The organism is Propionivibrio dicarboxylicus, from assembly GCF_900099695.1.
Classification (GTDB): Bacteria; Pseudomonadota; Gammaproteobacteria; order Burkholderiales; family Rhodocyclaceae; genus Propionivibrio; species Propionivibrio dicarboxylicus.
Genome location: NZ_FNCY01000001.1, coordinates 396531 through 416107 on the forward strand (window position 1 = coordinate 396531; position 19577 = coordinate 416107).

23 protein-coding genes are annotated in these 19577 nt (G+C 60.9%); 12 read left to right on the plus strand and 11 right to left on the minus strand.

From position 1 onward, the window contains the following. Positions 1 to 164 precede the first annotated feature (164 nt). The 4 genes from BLR25_RS01925 to gmk all read right to left on the minus strand — a co-directional run bounded on the left by BLR25_RS01925 (position 165) and on the right by gmk (position 4140). On the minus strand, positions 165 to 956 hold the full coding sequence (locus BLR25_RS01925; protein ID WP_091932515.1) for a TatD family hydrolase: 792 nt from the start codon (positions 954 to 956) through the stop codon (positions 165 to 167). Positions 957 to 1079: 123 nt separating this feature from the next. Further along, the gene (locus BLR25_RS01930; RefSeq protein WP_091932517.1) at positions 1080 to 3278 is read right to left on the minus strand and encodes a RelA/SpoT family protein; all 2199 of its coding nucleotides are present in this window, start codon (positions 3276 to 3278) and stop codon (positions 1080 to 1082) included. A gap of 28 nt (positions 3279 to 3306) precedes the next feature. Then, positions 3307 to 3513, minus strand: coding sequence for a DNA-directed RNA polymerase subunit omega (gene rpoZ / locus BLR25_RS01935; protein ID WP_091932520.1), 207 nt, complete (start codon positions 3511 to 3513; stop codon positions 3307 to 3309). Positions 3514 to 3528: 15 nt separating this feature from the next. Then, positions 3529 to 4140 carry a guanylate kinase gene (gene gmk, locus BLR25_RS01940; RefSeq protein ID WP_091932523.1) on the minus strand — a complete coding sequence of 204 codons (612 nt, stop codon included), beginning with the start codon at positions 4138 to 4140 and terminating at the stop codon, positions 3529 to 3531. 203 nt (positions 4141 to 4343) lie between these two features. Between gmk and BLR25_RS01945 the strand changes: the two genes are divergently transcribed. The 4 genes from BLR25_RS01945 (at position 4344) to BLR25_RS01960 (ending at position 8794) form a co-directional block, all read left to right on the plus strand. Further along, positions 4344 to 5807, plus strand: a complete 1464-nt coding sequence (locus BLR25_RS01945) for a COG3014 family protein (RefSeq protein ID WP_143009729.1) — start codon at positions 4344 to 4346, stop codon at positions 5805 to 5807. Positions 5808 to 5830: 23 nt separating this feature from the next. Then, positions 5831 to 7213: a DUF1425 domain-containing protein gene (locus BLR25_RS01950; protein WP_091932527.1), complete on the plus strand. Its 1383-nt coding sequence runs from the start codon at positions 5831 to 5833 to the stop codon at positions 7211 to 7213. A gap of 90 nt (positions 7214 to 7303) precedes the next feature. Next, a complete protein-coding gene (gene lpoB, locus BLR25_RS01955; RefSeq protein ID WP_091932529.1) occupies positions 7304 to 7921 on the plus strand; it encodes a penicillin-binding protein activator LpoB in 618 nt (205 codons plus the stop codon). A gap of 30 nt (positions 7922 to 7951) precedes the next feature. Then, on the plus strand, positions 7952 to 8794 hold the full coding sequence (locus BLR25_RS01960; RefSeq protein ID WP_143009730.1) for a penicillin-binding protein activator LpoB: 843 nt from the start codon (positions 7952 to 7954) through the stop codon (positions 8792 to 8794). Between the two features lie 80 nt (positions 8795 to 8874). Here the strand turns inward: BLR25_RS01960 and BLR25_RS01965 are convergent, their stop codons facing one another. The 5 genes from BLR25_RS01965 to BLR25_RS01985 all read right to left on the minus strand — a co-directional run bounded on the left by BLR25_RS01965 (position 8875) and on the right by BLR25_RS01985 (position 11102). Further along, positions 8875 to 9201: a hypothetical protein gene (locus BLR25_RS01965; RefSeq protein ID WP_143009731.1), complete on the minus strand. Its 327-nt coding sequence runs from the start codon at positions 9199 to 9201 to the stop codon at positions 8875 to 8877. 106 nt (positions 9202 to 9307) lie between these two features. Next, complete coding sequence (locus BLR25_RS01970; protein WP_143009732.1) at positions 9308 to 9640, minus strand: hypothetical protein; 333 nt, start codon at positions 9638 to 9640, stop codon at positions 9308 to 9310. Between the two features lie 77 nt (positions 9641 to 9717). Then, on the minus strand, positions 9718 to 10401 hold the full coding sequence (locus tag BLR25_RS01975) for an OmpA family protein (RefSeq protein WP_091932538.1): 684 nt from the start codon (positions 10399 to 10401) through the stop codon (positions 9718 to 9720). Next, complete coding sequence (locus tag BLR25_RS01980) at positions 10388 to 10708, minus strand: hypothetical protein (RefSeq protein WP_143009733.1); 321 nt, start codon at positions 10706 to 10708, stop codon at positions 10388 to 10390. Before BLR25_RS01980 ends, BLR25_RS01975 begins: the two co-directional genes overlap by 14 nt. A 13-nt stretch (positions 10709 to 10721) precedes the next feature. Then, a complete protein-coding gene (locus BLR25_RS01985) occupies positions 10722 to 11102 on the minus strand; it encodes a hypothetical protein (RefSeq protein ID WP_143009734.1) in 381 nt (126 codons plus the stop codon). A gap of 149 nt (positions 11103 to 11251) precedes the next feature. On the opposite strand from BLR25_RS01985, the gene BLR25_RS01990 reads away from it, so the two are divergent. The 5 genes from BLR25_RS01990 (at position 11252) to BLR25_RS02010 (ending at position 15171) form a co-directional block, all read left to right on the plus strand. Then, positions 11252 to 12775: a DUF4384 domain-containing protein gene (locus BLR25_RS01990; RefSeq protein ID WP_176785711.1), complete on the plus strand. Its 1524-nt coding sequence runs from the start codon at positions 11252 to 11254 to the stop codon at positions 12773 to 12775. A 65-nt stretch (positions 12776 to 12840) separates the two neighbouring features. Next, the gene (locus BLR25_RS01995) at positions 12841 to 13287 is read left to right on the plus strand and encodes a hypothetical protein (protein ID WP_091932550.1); all 447 of its coding nucleotides are present in this window, start codon (positions 12841 to 12843) and stop codon (positions 13285 to 13287) included. Positions 13288 to 13307: 20 nt separating this feature from the next. Then, entirely contained in the window at positions 13308 to 13676 is a 369-nt protein-coding gene (locus BLR25_RS02000) for a hypothetical protein (protein WP_143009735.1), read from the plus strand. After that, on the plus strand, positions 13673 to 14275 hold the full coding sequence (locus tag BLR25_RS02005) for a hypothetical protein (protein ID WP_143009736.1): 603 nt from the start codon (positions 13673 to 13675) through the stop codon (positions 14273 to 14275). Before BLR25_RS02000 ends, BLR25_RS02005 begins: the two co-directional genes overlap by 4 nt. Further along, positions 14272 to 15171: a hypothetical protein gene (locus BLR25_RS02010; RefSeq protein WP_091932557.1), complete on the plus strand. Its 900-nt coding sequence runs from the start codon at positions 14272 to 14274 to the stop codon at positions 15169 to 15171. The genes BLR25_RS02005 and BLR25_RS02010 overlap by 4 nt, the downstream gene beginning before the upstream one ends. A 47-nt stretch (positions 15172 to 15218) precedes the next feature. Here BLR25_RS02010 and cobU read toward each other — a convergent pair whose 3' ends face one another. Beyond that, positions 15219 to 15770 carry a bifunctional adenosylcobinamide kinase/adenosylcobinamide-phosphate guanylyltransferase gene (gene cobU / locus BLR25_RS02015; protein WP_091932560.1) on the minus strand — a complete coding sequence of 184 codons (552 nt, stop codon included), beginning with the start codon at positions 15768 to 15770 and terminating at the stop codon, positions 15219 to 15221. Between the two features lie 142 nt (positions 15771 to 15912). On the opposite strand from cobU, the gene BLR25_RS02020 reads away from it, so the two are divergent. The 3 genes from BLR25_RS02020 to BLR25_RS02030 are packed head-to-tail and all read left to right on the plus strand — an operon-like array spanning position 15913 to position 18343. Then, entirely contained in the window at positions 15913 to 16668 is a 756-nt protein-coding gene (locus BLR25_RS02020) for an adenosylcobinamide-GDP ribazoletransferase (protein ID WP_091932564.1), read from the plus strand. Next, positions 16653 to 17168: an alpha-ribazole phosphatase family protein gene (gene cobC / locus BLR25_RS02025; RefSeq protein ID WP_176785712.1), complete on the plus strand. Its 516-nt coding sequence runs from the start codon at positions 16653 to 16655 to the stop codon at positions 17166 to 17168. The genes BLR25_RS02020 and cobC overlap by 16 nt, the downstream gene beginning before the upstream one ends. Further along, positions 17165 to 18343 carry a class I SAM-dependent methyltransferase gene (locus BLR25_RS02030; RefSeq protein ID WP_091932568.1) on the plus strand — a complete coding sequence of 393 codons (1179 nt, stop codon included), beginning with the start codon at positions 17165 to 17167 and terminating at the stop codon, positions 18341 to 18343. The genes cobC and BLR25_RS02030 overlap by 4 nt, the downstream gene beginning before the upstream one ends. A gap of 6 nt (positions 18344 to 18349) precedes the next feature. On the opposite strand, the gene BLR25_RS02035 is transcribed toward BLR25_RS02030, so the two are convergent. After that, positions 18350 to 19567, minus strand: coding sequence for a multifunctional CCA addition/repair protein (locus tag BLR25_RS02035; RefSeq protein ID WP_091932569.1), 1218 nt, complete (start codon positions 19565 to 19567; stop codon positions 18350 to 18352). Positions 19568 to 19577 lie beyond the last annotated feature (10 nt).

Below are 19577 nucleotides of genomic sequence, written 5' to 3' on the forward strand. Positions count from 1 at the left end.
CCGCCGACAACAGCCCCCCTCCGTCAAATCGCGCGAACCCGGCCTCCGACGCGAGCCCGTGCTTAAAAACCCTTTCCCGTTCAATGCCATAGGGACGACTACTCAACCATGTAGTCGTCCGCGAATGCGCTCAAAACGCCTCTCGCCCAACCGTCACCGACCAATCACTCTGTCATATACAGGCAACGGCACGCATTTCGGGCGGTCGCTTCGATGATATCCGCGACCGGCATCTCCCGTAACTCGGCCAGCACCGCGGCAATGCGCAGAAGCTGATCCGGCGTATTGCGCGCACGGCCGCTATCCCCACCAAGCCAGGCGGGAGCGATATCCGGCGCGTCAGTCTCCAGGACTATCGATTCGATCGGCAAGGTCGCCGCCAACCGGCGAATGCGGGTTGATCCGGAATAGGTCATGGCACCGCCAAACCCCAGGCAGAATCCGAGTTTGATGAAGTGCTCCGCCTGCTCGCGGCTGCCATTGAATGCGTGTGCAATCCCGCCGCGCACCGGTATCGCACGCAGTTGCCCGAGCACGGCTTCCACAGCGCGGCGGACATGCAGAACGACCGGCAGGTCGAAATCGGCGGCGATACGCAGTTGCTCGCGCATAAAATGCGCCTGCCGATCGACATTGCCCGCCGCCTCAAAAAAATCCAGTCCGATTTCCCCGATCGCCACCGGCGAGAGCACGCCATCGATTTCAGCCTGTAAATACCGGCGTAACGCCCGGAGATCAGCCTCGTCAGAAGATCCAACGTAGAGTGGATGGATGCCATAGGCCGGGCGGCAACCCGCATAGCGCTCGCAACAGCTGCGGACCGCCGCGAAATTGGCGATGGCAACGGCAGGAACCAGCATCCGGTCAACGCCCGCGTCGCGCGCCGCGGCCACCACTGCAGGACGATCCCGATCAAACTCGGGCGCATCCAGATGACAGTGAGTATCGAAAAGCATGGCTTAGTGCAAGGTCGTAGTAACGAGACACCCTACGGTGCCGACGGTGCTGCCGGCAACCCCCGCTCGCCGAAAACCGACCGCACCCCTTGCGCTGGCGTCGGCGGTCGCGGCAATCACGCGCTACTCCTGTTCCCTGATGATCCGGATGACATCCGGGACGCGACGCAAATGGCGCATCAGCTTGGCAAGATGCGGTCGATCCGAAACCTGGATGAGGAAATGCAGGTCCGACGTCAGCCCGGGATTCTCTCCGGACATGGTGACTTGGCGGATATTCGAGCCAGACTGGGAAATTCCCGTGGCGACACGCCCCAGCGCGCCACGCGTGTTGCGGATCATTACCTTGATTCGCACGTCGAACATCAGCCCCGGATCGGGCGCCCAATCGACATGAATCCAGCTGTTGGGCTCGATGCTGCGCGACCGGCGCACCGAACGGCAGGCATGCGTATGAATCCGCAGCCCCTGGCCTTCCTTGAGCAAACCGATGATCGGGTCGCCCGGAATCGGGCAGCAACAGGTGGCCAACTGAATGGCGACGCCTTCCGTTCCGCGAATTACCAGAGGAATCGCCTCCCGCTCGCTGCCTTGCTGCACCTCCTCGTGCTCGACCAGGCGTCTGGCGTAGACGACGGCGAGGCTGCGCCCTTGGCCGATGTCGGCAAAAATATCGCGCCGGGATTTCTTGCCGGCGTCGCGAACCACATGATCCCAAACCGCCGCCGGAATCTCAGAGGGGACGACACCCAAGGCCCGCAACTCCTGCTCGAGCATGTTTTCACCAAGGGCGCTGGCGCTTTCCTGTTGTTGCAGCTTCAAGAACTGGCGAATCTTGCTGCGGGCCCGGCTCGTCTTGACATAACCGAGCCAAGCCGGATTGGGATTGGCATGCGGCGCCGTGATGATCTCGACCTGATTACCGTTGGCGAGCTCGGCCGACAGCGGAATGAGCTCGTGATCGATATGCGCGGCGACGCAGCGATGACCGACATCGGTGTGAACGGCATAAGCGAAATCGACCACGGTCGCGCCACGCGGCAACGCCAGAATCTTGCCTTTGGGCGTGAACACATACACTTCGTCGGGAAAGAGATCGACCTTGACGTGCTCGAGGAACTCGGAGGAATCGCCCGACGAACTCTGCAATTCGAGCAGCGACTGCAGCCACTTGTGCGTCTTGACCTGCAGTTCGGCGCCGCTTTCCTCGCTATCCTTGTAGAGCCAGTGCGACGCGATGCCGTCTTCCGCGACATGATGCATGCTCTGCGTGCGGATCTGGATCTCCACCGGCGTGCCATAGGGACCGATCAACGTCGTATGCAGCGACTGATAGCCGTTCCCTTTGGGAATCGCGATGTAATCCTTGAATTTTCCCGGAACCGGCTTGTACAGGCTGTGCAGCGCACCCAGCGCTAGGTAACAGGTAGGGATGTCACGGACGATAATCCGGAACCCGTAGATATCGAGCACCTGCGAGAAGCTCAGATGCTTCTCGACCATCTTGTGATAGATCGAATAGAGGCTCTTTTCACGCCCGAAGACGCCCGCCTCGATATGCGCTTCCTGCAACTTGCCGCGTATGCCGTCGAGGATTTTCGACAGCAACTCGCGCCGATTGCCGCGCACGGCCTTGACCGCCTTGGTCAGTACGTTGAAGCGCGTCGGGTGAATCTGCTTGAACGACAGATCCTGCAACTGCCGCGAGATGTTGTTGAGACCGAGCCGGGTCGCAATCGGCGCGTAAATCTCCAGCGTTTCATGGGCAATCCGGCGGCGCTTTTCCGGCCGCAAGGGCGCCATTGTCTGCAGGTTATGCAAGCGATCCGCGAGCTTGATCAGCACGATGCGCAAATCGCGCGCCATGGCCATCAGCATCTTGCGGAAATTTTCGGCCTGGGCGTCCTGATACGACTGGAATTCGATTTTTTCCAGTTTTGACAGCCCATCGACCAGATCGGCTACCTGTTTGCCGAAATGCGCGGCGATCTCGGCTTTCGAGACCGCCGTATCCTCCATCACGTCATGAAGCAGGGCGGCGATGATCGCCTGGACATCCATCCGCCATTCGGCCAGCGCACCGGCAACAGCGAGCGGATGCGTCACATAGGGCTCACCCGAAAGACGGGTCTGGCCTCGATGTGCTTCCTCGCTGAACAGGTAGGCGTCCACAACTTGCCGGATTTCATCCGGCTCAAGATACGCCAGCGAATCGAGAAAAACCCGGAACGCCGGATCGTCTATTTGATGCCCGGGGAGCGGCGGCCTGGCAGGGGGAACGGCATGATCGTCAGAATCACTTCCGGTCACATCGGCACACATACGGATTCACCACGCCGCCCGGCGATAATCAGGCCTGTCCGCGATTGAGCACTTCCAGCCCATACAACCCCTGGGCCAGCTCGCGCAGTGCGATCACCGTCGGTTTGTCGCGATCGACATCGACCATCGGCGACGCGCCCGACGTGATCTGACGGGCACGGTAGGTCGCTGCCAATGTCATCTGGAAACGGTTCGGGATGCTGTGAATACAATCGTCAACGGTAATTCTGGCCATGATGAATCCTGGTGGTTATCGGAGAAGTGCGGCAAATAGCGCCGAATGTCGCTGCCGCTGGCTTTCGTACTGCAGACGGGAGGCGAAAATCACCGACTGGAGATTCGCCAGCGCCTGGTGCAGGTCGTCGTTGATGATAACATAGTCGAACTCATCCACATGCCTCATCTCGTCGCGCGCGGCCGCCATCCGGCGAGCGATGGTCTCCGCCGAATCGGTTCCCCGTCCTGACAAACGCTCCTGCAAAGTCACCAGCGAGGGCGGCAGAATGAACACCCCGATCGCAGCCGGAAAGGCTTTGCGCACCTGTTGCGCGCCTTGCCAGTCGATTTCGAGCAGAACATCGCGCCCCGCCTCCATCTGTTCGGCAATCCACTGCTTCGACGTACCGTAATAATTTCCGTGCACCTCGGCCCATTCGAGGAACGCCCCTTCGCCGATATGCTCCAGGAAAATCGGCACGTCGACAAAATGGTATTCCCGCCCGTCCTGCTCCCCCGGCCGGGGCAGCCGGGTCGTCGTCGACACGGACAGGCAGATATCGGGATCGTTTTCCAGTAGCAGTCGAACCAACGTGGTTTTCCCGGCCCCGGATGGCGCGGCGACGATATAAAGATGACCTGTCATAAACAGCGATCCTTGATTTCAGTTTCCCTACCGATTCAAACCGTATTGTACCCGCGAACGCATCACGGACAGGCGTGCCCGGAGGACGTGCACAGTTGACGTGCATTTGGCATCAATTGCCATGCGACGCAGACTAAAATGTAGGAGAATGATTACAAATACATTCCGTTTGCGTAACACGGAAAACGCGAGGGGATCAGGACATGGGCACGAGGGGATTCGGGCTGTTCGTCGTCGCAGGGACCGTTCTTCTGGGCGGCTGTGCGGGAAATCCGATGCGCCAGTACGACAGCGAGCTGCGGGAAACGGTGCAACTCGTGCAAGGCGGCTCGGTCAAGAAGGCCTTCGACCTGCTTGAGAAAAACAATGAACCCGGCGTCCTCGTCAAGGACAAGGATCTCCTCTATTACCTCGAAAAGGGGGAGTTGCTCGCGCTCGACAGCAGCTATCCCGCCAGCAAGGACTCCTGGCTCAAAGCCGATGAATTCATCCGCGACTGGGAGGATGCGGTCAAGTCCGACGCCAACAAGGTGCTCGGCGACATCGGCAGTTACCTGATCAACGACAAGACCCGGCGTTATGACGGCCAGGACTTTGAAAAAGTAATGCTGTCGACGAAGCTGATGCTCAGCCACATCATGCAAGGCAGTTACGATCTCGCGCGCATCGAGATGAAAAAAACGGTCGAGCGCGAAAAGCTGATCGAAAGCTTCCGGGAGAAGGAATACGACAAACTGCAGGAAGACGCCAAACAGCAGGACGTCGGCATCACGGTCAAGGACATGAAGGGTTATCCCATGGCTGAACTTGATGCACCCGAAGTCACGGGACTCAAGAACGGCTACCAGAACGCGCTCTCGCATTACCTCGCCGGCTATTTCTTTGAAGTCACCGGCGAACCGTCAATGGCCGAACCCGGCTATCGCAACGCCCTGCAACTGGCGCCGAATTTGCGCATCACCCAGGCCGGACTGCGCGAGATAGGACGCCGCAAGCCCGGCCCGAAAGAATCGGACGTGCTGTTCATCATCGAATCGGGCTTCGCCCCGGCCTGGAAATCGATCACCGTGCCGATTCCGATCCCGACCGGCAAGAAAGGGCTGATTGCCACGCCACTGTCATTCCCGCTGGTCAAATCCGAATACAAAGGTTTTGTCCCGAATGCGATCAATGCCGGAAAGCGACAGATCCCGGTGGAAACACTGGCTAATCTGGATGTCATGGCCAGACGCCAGCTCAAGGATCAAATGCCCGGCATTGTGCTGCGTACGGTCATTCGCGCCGTTCTGAAATCCGTCGCCCAGGAGCAGGCCAACAAGGCCGGCGCCGTCACCGGACTGCTGACCACGGCCGTCAGTGTGGTCAGCGAACAAGCCGACGATCGCAGCTGGCGAATGCTCCCCGAGCGGATCTCAGTCGCTCGCGCCACCTTGCCCGTCGGTACTCAATCGATCGAATTTCAAACCGGAAGCGGCACTTTCCGTAAGGACGTCGACATCGGCAACCGCTTCACGATTATCCCGATCCGCCTGACCGGTGGAACCGTCTACGTTGGACAACCGAACACCCCCGGCGCCATTGCCATCGCCGAAGAACCAGAACCCCCTGCCAAAGCCCCGGCCGCCAAACGTCCGGCACCGCGACGCCCGGCCAAGAAGGCCGAATAGGGCAAGCCCATCAGGAGACGCTCATGAAACGCATACTCATCATTCTTTGCTGCTTGCTGGGTCTTTCCGGACAACTTCTCGCTGCCGAACGGCGGGTGGCGCTCGTTATCGGCAATAACGCCTATCAAAACCTGCCCAAACTCGAGAAGGCGACCAACGATGCCAACGCCATCGCCGCCGAACTCAAGAAGGTCGGCTTCGAAGTCGACGCCTTCAACAACATTGGCCAGAAGAAAATGAACCAAGCCATCAACGAGTTCGTGCAAAAGGTTTCCGGCGGCGGCGTCGGCGTTTTCTTCTATGCCGGACACGGCGTTCAAATCGACAATCAGAACTACCTGATCCCGGTAGACATGGATCCACCGAAGGATCCGGCCGACGTCGCCGACCAGGCGGTCAGCATTCCGCGACTGCAGGACAAACTCGCCGATGCCAAGGCCAAGTACACGCTGCTCGTGCTTGACGCGTGTCGCAACAACCCGCTTCCGCGCAAAGCCGGACGCTCGATCGGCGCAACCCGCGGCCTGGCGATGACGAGTTCGCCCAGCGGCCAGACGGTGCTCTATTCGGCCGGCGCCAATCAGGAAGCGCTCGACGCCCTCGACGACAAGGATCGCAACCCGAACGGACTGTTCACCCGCGAATTCCTGCCGTTGATTTCAAAACCCGGCATCAGCGCAGTCGAGGCCATCCGACAAACACGGTCGATCGTCAAACAGAAGGCGAGGAGCGTCAGCCACGACCAGGACCCGGCCTATTACGATCAATCCGACGGCGACTTCTATTTCGTTTCGGCACCGACGCAGATGGCAATGGCTTCCGGCGGTGCAGCGCCTGCCGTCATGCAGACGGTCGATCCGCGCGCCCTCGAACTGTCCTTCTGGGACAGCATCAAGGACAGCAAGAATCCGGACGATTTCAAGGACTACCTCGGCAAATACCCGAGCGGACAATTCGCTGGTCTCGCCAACCGCCGGATCACCGCGCTCAGCCAGGCACCCGCCGCACAGCAAGCCGTGACACGCAGCAGCGAAGCGACCGCCGCCCCGGCCTATGCACCGCAACAGGTCGCCATGGCCGCACCGAGCGCTGCACCGACCATCGCTAGTAAGATCGAGGAGCAGGGCAGAATGACCTACCTCAAGGTCACCGACCTGCGCGCCGTCAAACGCGACAACCTGCTGCGCATCCAGGCCGAAATCTCCAACACAAGCGACAGCAACCAGCAACTCTACTATCGCTTCAAATGGCTCGATCAGGACGGTTTCGCCGTGTGGGACGAAGAACCCTGGAAGCCGCTGATCGTTTATGGCGCTCAAAAGCAAACCATAAACGTCGTGTCGCCCACGTTCAAGGCCACCGACTTCCGCCTGATCCTGCAAAGCCCGAACAATCGAGGCCAGTAGCATAACGACGACTCGCTATACTGACAGGAGTACAGGGAGAGAACTGCTTGGTCCGGCATCATCACCATCATCAACAAAGGAGACTTGTTCATGAACGCAACGCTTCGTTCGAGCCGCGGCATCCCATTGCTAACCGGACTACTCATGCTCGCCCTGGCAGGATGCCAGACGACATCGCCGACAACGGGATCGAGCGGTGTCAGCTACGGTGACTCCAAGGCTGTCGAGACGGTCACAACCGATCTCGGCTCCACCGACATCCAGATGATTTCGGAAAAAATGACACAGTCACTGATCCAGCACCCTGTCATTCAGGATCTGATCAAGAAGCGCGGCCTGATGATGGCTTCGCCGGTGCAGAATAAGACCAGCGAATACTTCGACACGAAGCTGATTACCGACACTGTTCTGACGCAACTGCAAAAGAACGGCGTCCGCTATGTCATCGAAGCCGACAACATGCAGAACCAGGTCGACGAACTTCGCCGGCAGTCGCAGTCGGGCCTTTATGACAAATCGAAGTCGGTGCGCGTCGGGCGCATGCAGGGCGCAAAATTTCGCCTGGATGGCAGCATTTCCTCGATCGTCAAACGCGGCAGCGACATCAAGGACGTGTACTACAAGATGAACCTGCGCCTGATCGAAATTGAATCAGGGATTGTCGAGTGGTCTGACGAAAAGGATATCCGCAAGACCGCGCGGCGCTGATCGTCATTCCATTTGCAAGAAGGACAGCTCATGCAAATCACTCGCCGACTTACTCGCCTTTTCGCGCTCGGCGCGCTCTGCGCGATGATCAACGGCGGCGCCCTGGCGGCACCGCCGCCCAAGGTCGCTGTCACCGATCTCGCCTATGAGGAGCGCGTCAGCGAATACTTCAAGACCGTCTCGGCCTCCGAGCGCTCTTCGCTGCGCGCCTCCGGCAGGGAAAGCGAACGCGAATCCGACGCCGGCTATTCGCGCCGCAGCAGCGGTTCGCTCAACGCCCAGTCGGAGAGCAGCTATTACTCGAACGAAGGCACCTACAGCTACATCGAAATCGGCGAACTGCGCAAATTCACCGCCGACATCAAAGGCGGCATCCTGCGCACCGGGCGCTTCGAACTCGTCCAGGGCAAGCCCTTTACGGCGCGCAACAACGAGAAGCTTTATGACATCGTCGGGCGCATCAAGCAAGGCATGTTCCCCGGTGCCGACTATGTACTCTTCGGTACCGTCAGCAGTATCGAGTTTCGTCAGGAAGCCAATCCCATCGACAACACCAACACCGTCTCGCACACCCTGAGCCTTGAACTCGTCGGCGAATTCAGCCTGATCAGCACCAAGACCTTCAAGGTTAGCTCTTCCTTCAGCGCGATGGGAACCGGGCAGGATGTCAAATTGCTGTCCAGTCGGGGAGGGCGCGTCGTCCTGAGCCGAGGCAAGGTGATCTCGGAAGTATCGAAGAGCCTGGGCGAAGACGTCAGCCGCCAAATGGAAGAACAACTCAGCGGAATTTATGCCGATACCGGCGATCGCGACGGTGGCATGCCACCGCGTGAGAGCGGCGGTCGCCGTGAAGAGGTGATCATCTTCAAGTAGACCAATGGCATCCGATCCATCAGGCCGCCCGTCGATGACGGCGGCCTTTTTTCATCGGACGGCCGCCCGACGCTGCCTGCTTATTTACCGATCGCGCCAACCTCGTTACGCGCTGCGTTACCCAATCCCTGTGCGCTCGTATTCATGTTCCTGGCATTGGCCTTGACGCTGGTATTGCCCTGAATCTGAACGGCGCTACTGCCGACCTGTTGCGAAGCAGCCGCATCCTTTTCATCGGCGAAGGAAGCCACGCCGGCCTTGCCGCCCAATTCGCCGCCGGTTGCTGCGCCAGCATCGCGGATCTGCAACCCCGTCGGACTGCTCGAGCGCTGCACGACTTCGTTCGCCGGCTGAGCCTGCACCGCCAGGGCCACCAAGACTAATGAACACGCGAGATAAGTTTTCATGCGCCCTCCAGAGGATCGCGTCGCGGTCGTGCGTCGGTTGACGCACTCAGACGAAAAAGCCCAAAGGGCCTGAACACCCTCTGGGCTTTTCCGCTAAATGGGACGCTTACTTGCCGCCGATCACGCCGACATCGTTGGTGGCCGTGTTGCCCTTGCCGACGGCAACGGCGTTCACATTCTTGGCACTGGCATTGATGTTGGTGTTGCCCTTGATGTTGGTGCCGCCCTTGATCGCGCCGACCGCATTCTTGGCCGTGTTGCCCTGGCCGACCGCGACCGCATTCACGTTCTCGGCACTCGCCTTGATATTGGTATTGCCCTGAATATTCACGCCTCCGGAAGTCGCCTGAACACTTCCCGGCGTAGCCTGGACACCTGCCTGGGCGAAAGCCAGCGTTGAAGCAGCCATCGTAGCGATAATGAAAAGTGATTTACGCATGATAGAGACCCCTTATAAAGAAGGTGAACAATTACCCCGCGCGAACCCTCGCTTCGGGGGTGCTGCCAAAACACCGCTTAACCGATAATGCGGAACTGCACTCTCCGGTTCTTCGGATTCGATGCATCCAACCCTTCCAGCGGCTCGCTGAATCCTTTGCCAACCGGCATAAGACGAGTTGGATCGATGCGATAGTGATCAATCAGATAATTGACCACCGAATACGCCCGCTCACGCGACAGCGAATTGTTTCGTGCCGAACTGCCCGAACTGTCGGTATGCCCCTCAACCATCAAGCGAACGCCCGGATCTTTCTGCATCAAACCGGCGATCGACTCAAGGAACGGGATCGATTCCGGCATGATGTCTGAACTGTTCACACGAAAGTTGATCGGGAAGGCAATCGCATTCGTACCAACCTGAACGGACTGCTGCTGCGGCTGCGGACGGGCGGCCTGCGCCTGCCCTTGCGACTGTGTCTGTTGTGGCCGCGGCGCTTGGGCTTGCGGCGCTGGCGCCGGTGCGGGCGCAGCTTGCGGCGGCGCAGCTTCTTGCGGCGCTGGTGCCGCATCGCCGAAAACGATGGCACGTGTCCTCGGCTTTGACCGAGGCGCCCCTTCGTCGCTACCCGTCAATTGCCGTTGCAATTCCTCGACACTGGGCGCCTTGTCATACACCTTGACGTCGGCGGCGACAGCGCTGCCGGTCGCTAAACCGAAGGCAAGCAACAACGCGGCCGTGATCAGTTTATTTGCATACATTGATGATCTCCTTCGAAGTCACGATGACATCCTTCGAGTTTTTGTCTCCGGGCTGGGTCGATCCAATATTCATATTACAGGTACCGGCTTTCTTGCTGCCAATATTCACCTGGCTCTGCTGCTGCATGCGCGAATATCCATCGGTATTACCACTTTGCATATAGCCGCGGGCAAGCGCCTTATTGACCTTGCTTTGTCCCGATGTCTGAAGATGCGTGCCTTTATTGATATCGGCAGAAGCCTGCGTGACAAAGCCCGCCAGGGAAAAAACGGAGAGTATCAACACGGTTCGCATAAAAAATTTCATCGCCAGTTCCTCCCTATTTGCATTCGGGATCAGCGCCTTTTACGCCGATATTGATGCACCCCTTGCGACCATGACCGGTGACGACATTCGATACGTTCTTGACATCGACCGACACGTTGCCGCCGCCCTTCGCCCCGCTCTTGACGCTGCCGATGCTGGTGCGCGCAACGTTGTTGCTGCCCGCTGCGATCGTATTGATGTTTTCGGCGTTGACGTTGATGTTGGTATTGCCGCGCACGGCCCCGCCTTGCGTTTGCGCAGAGGCACTCGCTGCGATGAAGACGCCCAAAGCAGCCGCAACACATAAATTACTTATTATCATGGCCTCCCCCGTGTCGAGTCCGACTTTAGCGCCAGAAGCGCCGTCAAGTATAGACGCCGCGTTCCCACTCAACAAGCAATCATGTCACTTTAACGCGCCTTGATTTCGCCGGTTGACATGTGTCAGGATAGTCCCGGCAATGCATGGTTTCCAGAAATTCCGACTATGATGTATTAAATGGTCCAACAAAAACGCAGCGTACTTTTTCCAAGGAATTCATTATGGTCCGCGCATATGAAAAATCCCGTCTCGTCATCGCTGCGTTAAGCCTCACCAGTGCGTTGGCCGCGTGCGTGGCCGACCCGCCAAAGCCGGAAACGGCAACCGTTGCGACAGCAGTCAAGACCCCGGTAGCAAAGACGGTCACGAATTTCACCCCGGCGCTGCGCTGCATGGACGATCTGATGCTGGCGTACGGCAAGCGGGATATTGTCATCACCACGGCCGGCATCCCGGACTCCACCGGAAAAGTCATGGCGGGAACGAAGGAAATGTTGATCAGCGCGGCATCGCGCATGTCGGTCAAGAGCAAGGCGCTTTCCTTCATCGACTATGACACCGAACGCAACGACCTGCTGGCGCTATTCCAGGACATGCAGGCAGCAGGCGCCTTCCAGCACAAACTGCCGAACTACTACATCCGCGGCGCCATCACCCAGCTCGATGAAAACGCCATCGACTCGCAACGCGGTGGCGGCATCGCCCTTCCCTGGCTCGACCTTGGTCTGAGCAAGGACCAGGTGTCATCGGTCGTTTCGATGGACATGAACATCGGCGAAACCACGACCCGCATGATCATGCCGGGCATGAACGCTAGTAACTCACTGGTCATTACGCGCGCCGGCAATTCCAAGGAAGCGGGCGGCAAGATCGGGCAAGTCGGATTCTCATTCAACATGTCGCTCAACAAAGCCGAAGGACTCGGTTCCGGCGTACGCGCGCTGGTCGAACTCGGCATGATCGAGGTCGTCGGCAAGCTGACCGGCGTTCCGTATTGGAAGTGCCTCGAAATCGACAAGACCAATCCGGTGATGCTCCAGCAGGCGCGCGACTGGTATGACGCAATGACACCGACAGACCGCGTCAAGCTCGTGCAACGCAAGCTCGGTGGCATGAATTACTACAATGGCCCGATCAACGGAGCCACTTCACGCGAGTTGTCGAGCGCCATCGGACGTTACCAGGCCGAGAACCAGCTTGTCGCCGACGGACGGATCAACTTCGATCTGTATTACGCGCTGCTCGATGCCGACCAACCGATCGTTGAAGATCCTACCGCCAAGCCCACCACAATCGCCGCCACACCGCGGCCGGATAGCCAGCAAGGACCGCTGACCGTGAAGCTCGACAGCGATCGCGGCAATCGCCCAACCTACCGTGTGCGTGAGTTGTTGAAGGCACGGGTTCAGATGAGCGGCGATGGTGTGCTGTACTGCTATTACCGCGATATCTCCGGAACGATCGCCCGCATCCACCCGAATCGTTTCAGTCCCGATCCGTTCATGAAGAGCAATGTGGCGATCTCGCTGCCGCCGGAAAATTCGCCCTTCCAGATCAAGTTCGACAGACCGGGGAAGGAGCAGATCGTCTGTTACGGCAGCAATCGCGACCTGGCCTTGCCGGCGGCCCTCAAGGCAGCGGACCTGACGCCGCTGAAGGTCGGTTCGATGGATGAAATCGGTAAAGCTTTCCGTGCATCGAATCCTTCGGTCGCGGAAGCCAAGCTCGACATCACCATTCAGTAGTCGTCGGAGAATGACAGGAGGCTGCCGTGACCCTTCGGACAGTAGCCATTTCGGCAGCGCTCCTGATGTCGCTTGCGCAGGCTGGCGAGATCATCATTCAGCCATCCGGAACGCAGACCCGGACGGAAAAGGAGGCCAGCCGTTCGGCGGCTTCCGCACGTAACCGAGTCGACGGCAAGAAGGCTCCGGTAGTTATCGAAGACGGTTTCGTCGACAGCGGCAGCCAGGCGCAACGGCTCGGTCAGGATGCACAGGAATATCTGCGCTCGGGCGGTGCGCCGCCCAGCGATGAAAAAACCACCATCATCTTGCGCAACGCCCCGCAAAGCGACGCCGACAAATCCCGGCAACGCGCCGCGGCGTATGTGCCGGGCAACAACGCGGCAAACAACCGCGCCTGCGGCGACGTCTCGATCACGGTAGGTGCCATCGGCGACAAGACCGTGGTTGATCGCAACACATCGGTCAACGAACGGGGTAACTCCGCCGTTAACGTGAACTGCAAGAAGTGAGTTCACTGCGAGGTCGTGCCATGAAAAGATCCCCGAAACGCTGGATCATCCCCCTGGGCAGCCTGTTCTGTACAAGCTTGGCGTTCGCACAAGTCAGCGTCAGTACGCCAGGACAAGGCGTCGTCATCCAGCGCGACGGGCAGGTCAGCGTACAAGCCGGTGCCTTCGCGGGAGGGCGCGGCAAGAACGAAGCCAGCGTCGTCGTCGGCCACATCGCCGATGACGCCAACATCGAAGGCGTGACGGTCATCAACGGACGCGTCACGATCGACGGCAAGGACGTTCCCGCCAACGCGACCCGATATACCTCGCCCCGTACCGGCAAGGTGTATTCGATTCAGCGCAACGGCGGCTCGGTCAGCGTGAACGAGATAGGAGGCGGAAAATGAACCGCAAACATTTCCTTCGTCGCGCCCCACAAATGACGCGCCTCGCGGCGCTGACCGGCTTGCTGCTTCTCGGTGCGCCGGCAGGCGCTGAAATCATCCTGCTCGCCAATGGGACAGCAACCTCCGCCGACGCCGAGTTCATGTACGCGCATCCGCGCATGCGCTCCGTCGTCTTCGCGACCGCCTATGCACGCGACCAGGCCATCCTCCCGCCATCGCCGTATTTCGTCATGCCGGCGCCTTTACTGATGCGCCCCGGCGGCCCCTACATCGCCTATCCCCCGGTCGCCTACCGGCCCGGCGTCAACGTGCCCGCGCACCCCAGTAATCGCGACAACGCCACCTACGCCCTGACACGCGCGCACGCGTTCGGCCAGGAACTTTACACCACCGGCACCTACGCCAATCCCGGCACGACGCCGACCCTGTACGCCTCGCCGTATGGCTATGGTTATGGCTACGGACTGATGCCCGCCTACCCTCCTGTCAATACGCGCCCCGGCTTCAACCAGCCCTCGCACCCGAGCAATCGCGACAACACCACCTACAACCTGGAACGGGCACACCGCTTCAGCATGGACGCTTACCGTAGGCCATGACCCAGCACTTTGCCCGCGGCCTTGCCCAACTATGCCTCGTCGCAGCGCTGTTGCTGTCGCCGGTCGTTCATGCGCAGGACGCTAGTCCTTACGCGTTGCCATCGAGCCAGGCAGCCGATTACGCCGCCATTCTCAACCAACGTGCCGATCAGGTGACGCTCTTCGATTACGGTCCACGCGCGCTGATCCGCATCATCGATTTCCCAAACTTGCAGGAGCAGGGGCGGATGTTCAACCGTGTCGTCGCGCTGGTCGAACGCATCGGCGCACCGCGGTCGCGCGTGCTCAACAACGACGAGCTTGCACAATTCATTCGCTCGGTCGGCAAGAGCGACGCAACCTTCGCCTACGGCAACGATTTTCTCGTGTCCGAACTCGTCGTCTTCTTCAATCTCGCCGACATGGGCGGCATCCGACTGAACGCCGAAGAGATCGCCTTGCGGAAAATGCTCATCGAATCGCGCTGGATGGTGGAGCGCAATGGCTTCTTCCAGGCGCTCAAACCGCAGGCGGTCATTCTCTCGATCCCGCAAGCCAGTGATCGCACCAGTCCGCCGGTATCCGTACAGGCGCGGACGACGATCCTCATGCACGAGATCAGTCACGCCGAGTACTACACCAATCCGCTCTACGCCAACTATTGCCGCCACTTCTGGCGCAACGTGTTGAACGACGGCCAGCGCAACGCTTTCCGGAAATTCCTGTCGGGCAGCAGCTACAACCCCGACAACGAAGAAATGATGATCAACGAGACCCAGGCCTACCTGCTCTACACCCCCGACCCGCGCGCCTTCAACGCCCGCCTTGTCGGCATGAAGGACAAGGACATCGAATCCCTGCGCGCCCGTTTCTTCGCCGGTTTTCCCGACGCGCCGCTGGCGGAAATGCGGCGCTGAGCCAACGCCGCGACAGTCTCGGTATCTCTATCGACGGGGTGCGACGCTCACACGCCCTTGAGTCGTAGCGGCAGACCGGCCGCCACCAGCGAAACCGAATCGCACACCGCAGCGACGCGCTGGTTGAGGCGGCCCTGTTCGTCGGCAAACAAGCGCGATACAGCATTCATCGGCACGATGCCGCAACCCACCTCGTTCGACACCATGATGACCCGCCCCGGCAGGCGCGGCAACACCGCGATCAGGGCATCGGTTTCAGCGGCGAAGAGCGGACAGGTCGGCGCCTCGCCCGCCTCGGCCTGACGCGCGGCCTCACCGGCGAACAGGGTGTTGGTCAGCCAAAGCGTCAGACAATCGACAAGCAGACAGGTGTCCGGACGGGCGTGCTGCTCGAGCGTCTCCGCCAGTTTCAGTGGCGATTCTACGAGGCCCCAATCGGCCGGCCGGCGCGCGCGATGCACGGCAACCCGACGTTCCATCTCGCCGTCGAGCACCTGCGCCGTCGCCACATAGACGACATGCAGGCCGCTATCGACGGCCCGTTGTTCTGCATAGGCGCTTTTTCCGGAACGCGCCCCTCCCAGGATCAGTTCTTTCATCCGCCAAGCTTAGCATGAGATTCCTCGGTCTATAATGGCGCGCAGAATTGCGATTCGCGTCATGCCGGACGACTTTTCCGCGTCTTCCCGGCGACGCCCGAAGCCGCTTCGCCCATCCTCGACCCCACGCTTTCCGCCCCTCATGTCATTCCGTTCCGAACTCGAAACCCTGGCCGGCGCCCTCCGCTTTTTCACGCGACTTCCCTTGCCCGGTGCGCTCGGCCACAGCGGCTTCGCGCTGCAAAAATCGATCCGCTATTTCCCGCTCGCCGGCGCCGTCGTCGGCGCCCTCGGCGCCGCAGTCTTCGCCTTCTGCATGCTGTTCTGGCCGAAAACCCTGGCCGTGCTCGCCGCCATCGCCGCCATCGTCTATTTCACCGGCGCCATTCACGAAGACGGTTGGGGCGACATGGTCGATGGCTTCGGCGGCGGCTGGGACAAGCAACGTATCCTCGACATCATGAAGGATTCGCGCGTCGGCAGCTTCGGCGTCGTCGCCGTCACGCTGATGCTGCTGATGCGCTTTATCGCGCTGGTCGAAATCGACACGGCACTGATCCCGATCACGCTGATCGCCGGCCATGCCTTCTCGCGGCTTTGCGCAACGCTGATCCTGGCGACGATGGACTACGTGCGCGATCAGGGCAAGGCCAAGCCCTTCGACAACCGCCTCGGTGCTTTTGGCATATTCTGCGCCGGCTTCGCCGCGCTGGTGCCGCTCGGCGGACTGCCGCCGACCCAAGCGTTCACCGCCGTCATCGCCGCGCTGCTCGCCACCGCTTGGCTGGCGCGCCTGTTCAAGACCCGCATCGGCGGCTATACCGGCGATTGCCTCGGCGCGACGCAGCAACTGGCCGAAATCGCCTTCTACGGGGGCCTGTTGTGCAGGTTTTCCTGATCCGCCATCCGCGTCCGACGATCCCCGCCGGCATCTGCTACGGCCAGCTGGACGTCGAATGCGACGATCCGGTGCCGATCGCCGAGCGGCTTCGCCCGGCGCTGCCGCCCGGCACGCCCGTCATCAGCAGTCCGCTACGCCGTGCCCGCGGTCTGGCCGAGGCGCTCGACCCGAACGTCCGGATCGACGCGCGTCTCTGTGAAATCCATTTCGGCGACTGGGAAGGGCAGGGCTGGGATGCGATCGACCGATCGGCCCTCGACGCCTGGGCGGCCGATGTCCTGAACTACATGCCCCCCAACGGCGAGTCGGTCGCCGATCTGCAGCGACGTGTCCTCGACTTTGCCGATTGGCTCGAACAGCAGACCTTGCCAAACATCGCTATCGTCGCTCACGCCGGTGTCCTGCGCGTTCTGGTCGGGCACTGGCGACAGCTGCCGGCTGAAGTCTGGACACAACTCCCGTTCGAATTCGGCAGCCTGACCGAGGTCACACTATGATCGGCAGCGATCGCGGCCCGGCGCTGCCGGCACCCTCCGCCGATGCGCTCGCCTTCAGCGATGCGCTCGTCCGCCAGATCGCCGATGAGATCGCCGCCGCTGGCGGATGGATCGGCTTCGACCGTTTCATGGCGCGCGCGCTTTACGCGCCTGGCATGGGTTACTACTCCGGCGGTGCGCATAAATTCGGCGCCGCCGGCGACTTCATCACCGCCCCTGAAATCTCGCCGGCATTCGGTGAGACGCTGGCCAATCAGGCGGCCCAGGTCATGGCATTGAGCGCGGCGATGATCCTCGAGGTCGGGGCCGGTTCCGGCCGGCTCGCCGCCGATCTGTTACGCGCACTTGAACGCAAGGGTACACTCCCCGAGCGTTACGCGATTCTCGACCTGTCCGGCGAACTCCGTGCCCGGCAACGCGACACGCTGACGCGCGAACTACCGCATCTCGTCGAACGCGTCGTCTGGCTCGACCGCCTGCCTGAGTGCTTCGACGGACTGGTGCTGGCCAACGAACTGCTCGACGCACTCCCGGTACAGCTCGTGCGCTGGGAAGAGTCTGAGATCCTCGAACGCGGCGTCGCCTGGGAGCAGGATCGCTTCGTCTGGTGCGACCGTCCGGCGACCGGCCGCCTGGCTGACGCGGCCCGACATCTCGCCGCCGAAACCGCTATTCCGCCCGGTTATGTCAGCGAAATCGGACTGGCTGCCGCCGACTGGACCCACGGCTGGGGCGACATTCTCGGTCGTGGCGCTCTTGTTCTGATCGACTACGGTTTCCCGCGCCACGAGTACTATCACCCGCAGCGCAGCGCCGGCACACTGATGTGCCACTATCGCCACCGCGCCCACGACGATCCGTTCTTCCTTCCGGGTCTGCAGGACATCACCGCGCACGTCGATTTCACCGCCATCGTCGAAGCAGGTTTCAACGCCGGCCTCGATTTCCTCGGCTACACCCTGCAGGAAAACTTTCTCGTTAACTGCGGCATCGGCGAGTGGTTCGAACGGGCCGGCGAGAGCACACCGCGCGAGCGCGTGGCGCGCTCGCAAGCCCTGCAGAAGCTGCTGTCGCCGGCGGAAATGGGCGAACTCTTCAAGGTCGTCGCGCTCGGCAAGGGCATCGACGAGCTCCTCATCGGTTTCGCCGTCGGCGACCGCAGCGAAACGCTCTGACGGGCATCAGGATCGCCCGGTCGCCTCACTGACCGCAGCGACACGCGCCGCGTTAACACGTTCGGGAATCTTGCCGGGACTGTCGCAGGCGCGGGCGATGGCGCCGGCATCGACGCTACGGACGGCCGCCAGTGCCTGGCGGAAGAAATCCGGCTCCTCGACCGGCTTGTCTTCCCAGCCGAGACGGCCATGGAAATCGCAATCGCAGGCCTGCAGAAGCTGTTCGAAACGCTGGGGCCGCCGCAAGGCGTCGCTGCGTTCGAGCAAACGCACCACGGTCGCCGCCCGCAATTCGCGACCGCGACGGATGTCGCCGTGATAACGCGTGACCAGACGCGCCAGGTCACGGCACTCGGTCGGCACGCGCAGACGCGCGCAGACGGCCTCGACGAGTTCGACCCCACGCGTTTCATGACCGGGATGACGTGGCAGATCGGCCGCCGGCGTCGTGCCCTTGCCAAGGTCGTGCATCAACACGGCAAAGCGCACCGGTAACTCGCGCTCCTCGGCGGCAGCACAGTCGAGCGCCATCATCACATGCACGCCGGTATCGATTTCCGGATGGTAGTCAGCGCGTTGCGGCACACCGAACAGCCGATCGAGTTCGGGCAGCAGGCGGGCGAGGGCGCCGCACTGCCGCAGCACCTCGATCATCCGCGACGGCTTCTTCTCCATCAGACCGCGCGCCAGTTCCTGCCAGACACGTTCGGCGACGAGGTGATCGACCTCGCCGGCATCGACCATCTGGCGCATCAGCGCCGCCGTCTCCGGCGCAATCCGGAAATCGACGAAGCGGGCGGCAAAGCGCGCCAGACGCAGGATGCGCACAGGATCCTCGACGAAGGCCGGCCCAACATGGCGCAGCACCCGGGCCTCGATATCGGCGATGCCGCCAAAAGGATCGACGAGCGTGCCATCGTCGGCCTCGGCGATCGCATTGATCGTCAGGTCCCGGCGCGCCAGATCCTCTTCGAGCGTGACATCGGGCGCCGCATGGAAGACGAAGCCGGCATAGCCGTGCCCGCTCTTCCGCTCGGTGCGTGCCAGCGCGTATTCCTCGTGCGTCTGCGGATGCAGGAAGACGGGAAAATCACGGCCGACCGGTTTAAAACCCTGCGCCCGCATCGCCTCCGGCGTCGCACCGACGACGACATAATCGCGATCCTGCACAGGCAGGCCGAGCAGCGCGTCGCGGACCGCGCCGCCGACCTTGTAGATGCGCATTACCGACGAC

Coding starts and splice junctions, on each gene's coding strand:
- BLR25_RS01945 (WP_143009729.1), top strand. CDS start 4,344: ATGGGCACGAGGGGATTCGGGCTGTTCGTCGTCGCAGGGACCGTTCTT.
- rpoZ (WP_091932520.1), bottom strand. CDS start 3,513: ATGGCCAGAATTACCGTTGACGATTGTATTCACAGCATCCCGAACCGT.
- BLR25_RS02035 (WP_091932569.1), bottom strand. CDS start 19,567: ATGCGCATCTACAAGGTCGGCGGCGCGGTCCGCGACGCGCTGCTCGGC.
- BLR25_RS01970 (WP_143009732.1), bottom strand. CDS start 9,640: ATGCGTAAATCACTTTTCATTATCGCTACGATGGCTGCTTCAACGCTG.
- BLR25_RS01950 (WP_091932527.1), top strand. CDS start 5,831: ATGAAACGCATACTCATCATTCTTTGCTGCTTGCTGGGTCTTTCCGGA.
- gmk (WP_091932523.1), bottom strand. CDS start 4,140: ATGACAGGTCATCTTTATATCGTCGCCGCGCCATCCGGGGCCGGGAAA.
- BLR25_RS02010 (WP_091932557.1), top strand. CDS start 14,272: ATGACCCAGCACTTTGCCCGCGGCCTTGCCCAACTATGCCTCGTCGCA.
- BLR25_RS01980 (WP_143009733.1), bottom strand. CDS start 10,708: ATGAAATTTTTTATGCGAACCGTGTTGATACTCTCCGTTTTTTCCCTG.
- lpoB (WP_091932529.1), top strand. CDS start 7,304: ATGAACGCAACGCTTCGTTCGAGCCGCGGCATCCCATTGCTAACCGGA.
- BLR25_RS01990 (WP_176785711.1), top strand. CDS start 11,252: ATGGTCCGCGCATATGAAAAATCCCGTCTCGTCATCGCTGCGTTAAGC.
- BLR25_RS02030 (WP_091932568.1), top strand. CDS start 17,165: ATGATCGGCAGCGATCGCGGCCCGGCGCTGCCGGCACCCTCCGCCGAT.
- BLR25_RS01925 (WP_091932515.1), bottom strand. CDS start 956: ATGCTTTTCGATACTCACTGTCATCTGGATGCGCCCGAGTTTGATCGG.
- BLR25_RS01975 (WP_091932538.1), bottom strand. CDS start 10,401: ATGTATGCAAATAAACTGATCACGGCCGCGTTGTTGCTTGCCTTCGGT.
- cobU (WP_091932560.1), bottom strand. CDS start 15,770: ATGAAAGAACTGATCCTGGGAGGGGCGCGTTCCGGAAAAAGCGCCTAT.
- BLR25_RS02005 (WP_143009736.1), top strand. CDS start 13,673: ATGAACCGCAAACATTTCCTTCGTCGCGCCCCACAAATGACGCGCCTC.
- BLR25_RS01995 (WP_091932550.1), top strand. CDS start 12,841: ATGTCGCTTGCGCAGGCTGGCGAGATCATCATTCAGCCATCCGGAACG.
- BLR25_RS01965 (WP_143009731.1), bottom strand. CDS start 9,201: ATGAAAACTTATCTCGCGTGTTCATTAGTCTTGGTGGCCCTGGCGGTG.
- BLR25_RS02000 (WP_143009735.1), top strand. CDS start 13,308: ATGAAAAGATCCCCGAAACGCTGGATCATCCCCCTGGGCAGCCTGTTC.
- BLR25_RS01960 (WP_143009730.1), top strand. CDS start 7,952: ATGCAAATCACTCGCCGACTTACTCGCCTTTTCGCGCTCGGCGCGCTC.
- BLR25_RS02020 (WP_091932564.1), top strand. CDS start 15,913: ATGTCATTCCGTTCCGAACTCGAAACCCTGGCCGGCGCCCTCCGCTTT.
- BLR25_RS01930 (WP_091932517.1), bottom strand. CDS start 3,278: ATGTGTGCCGATGTGACCGGAAGTGATTCTGACGATCATGCCGTTCCC.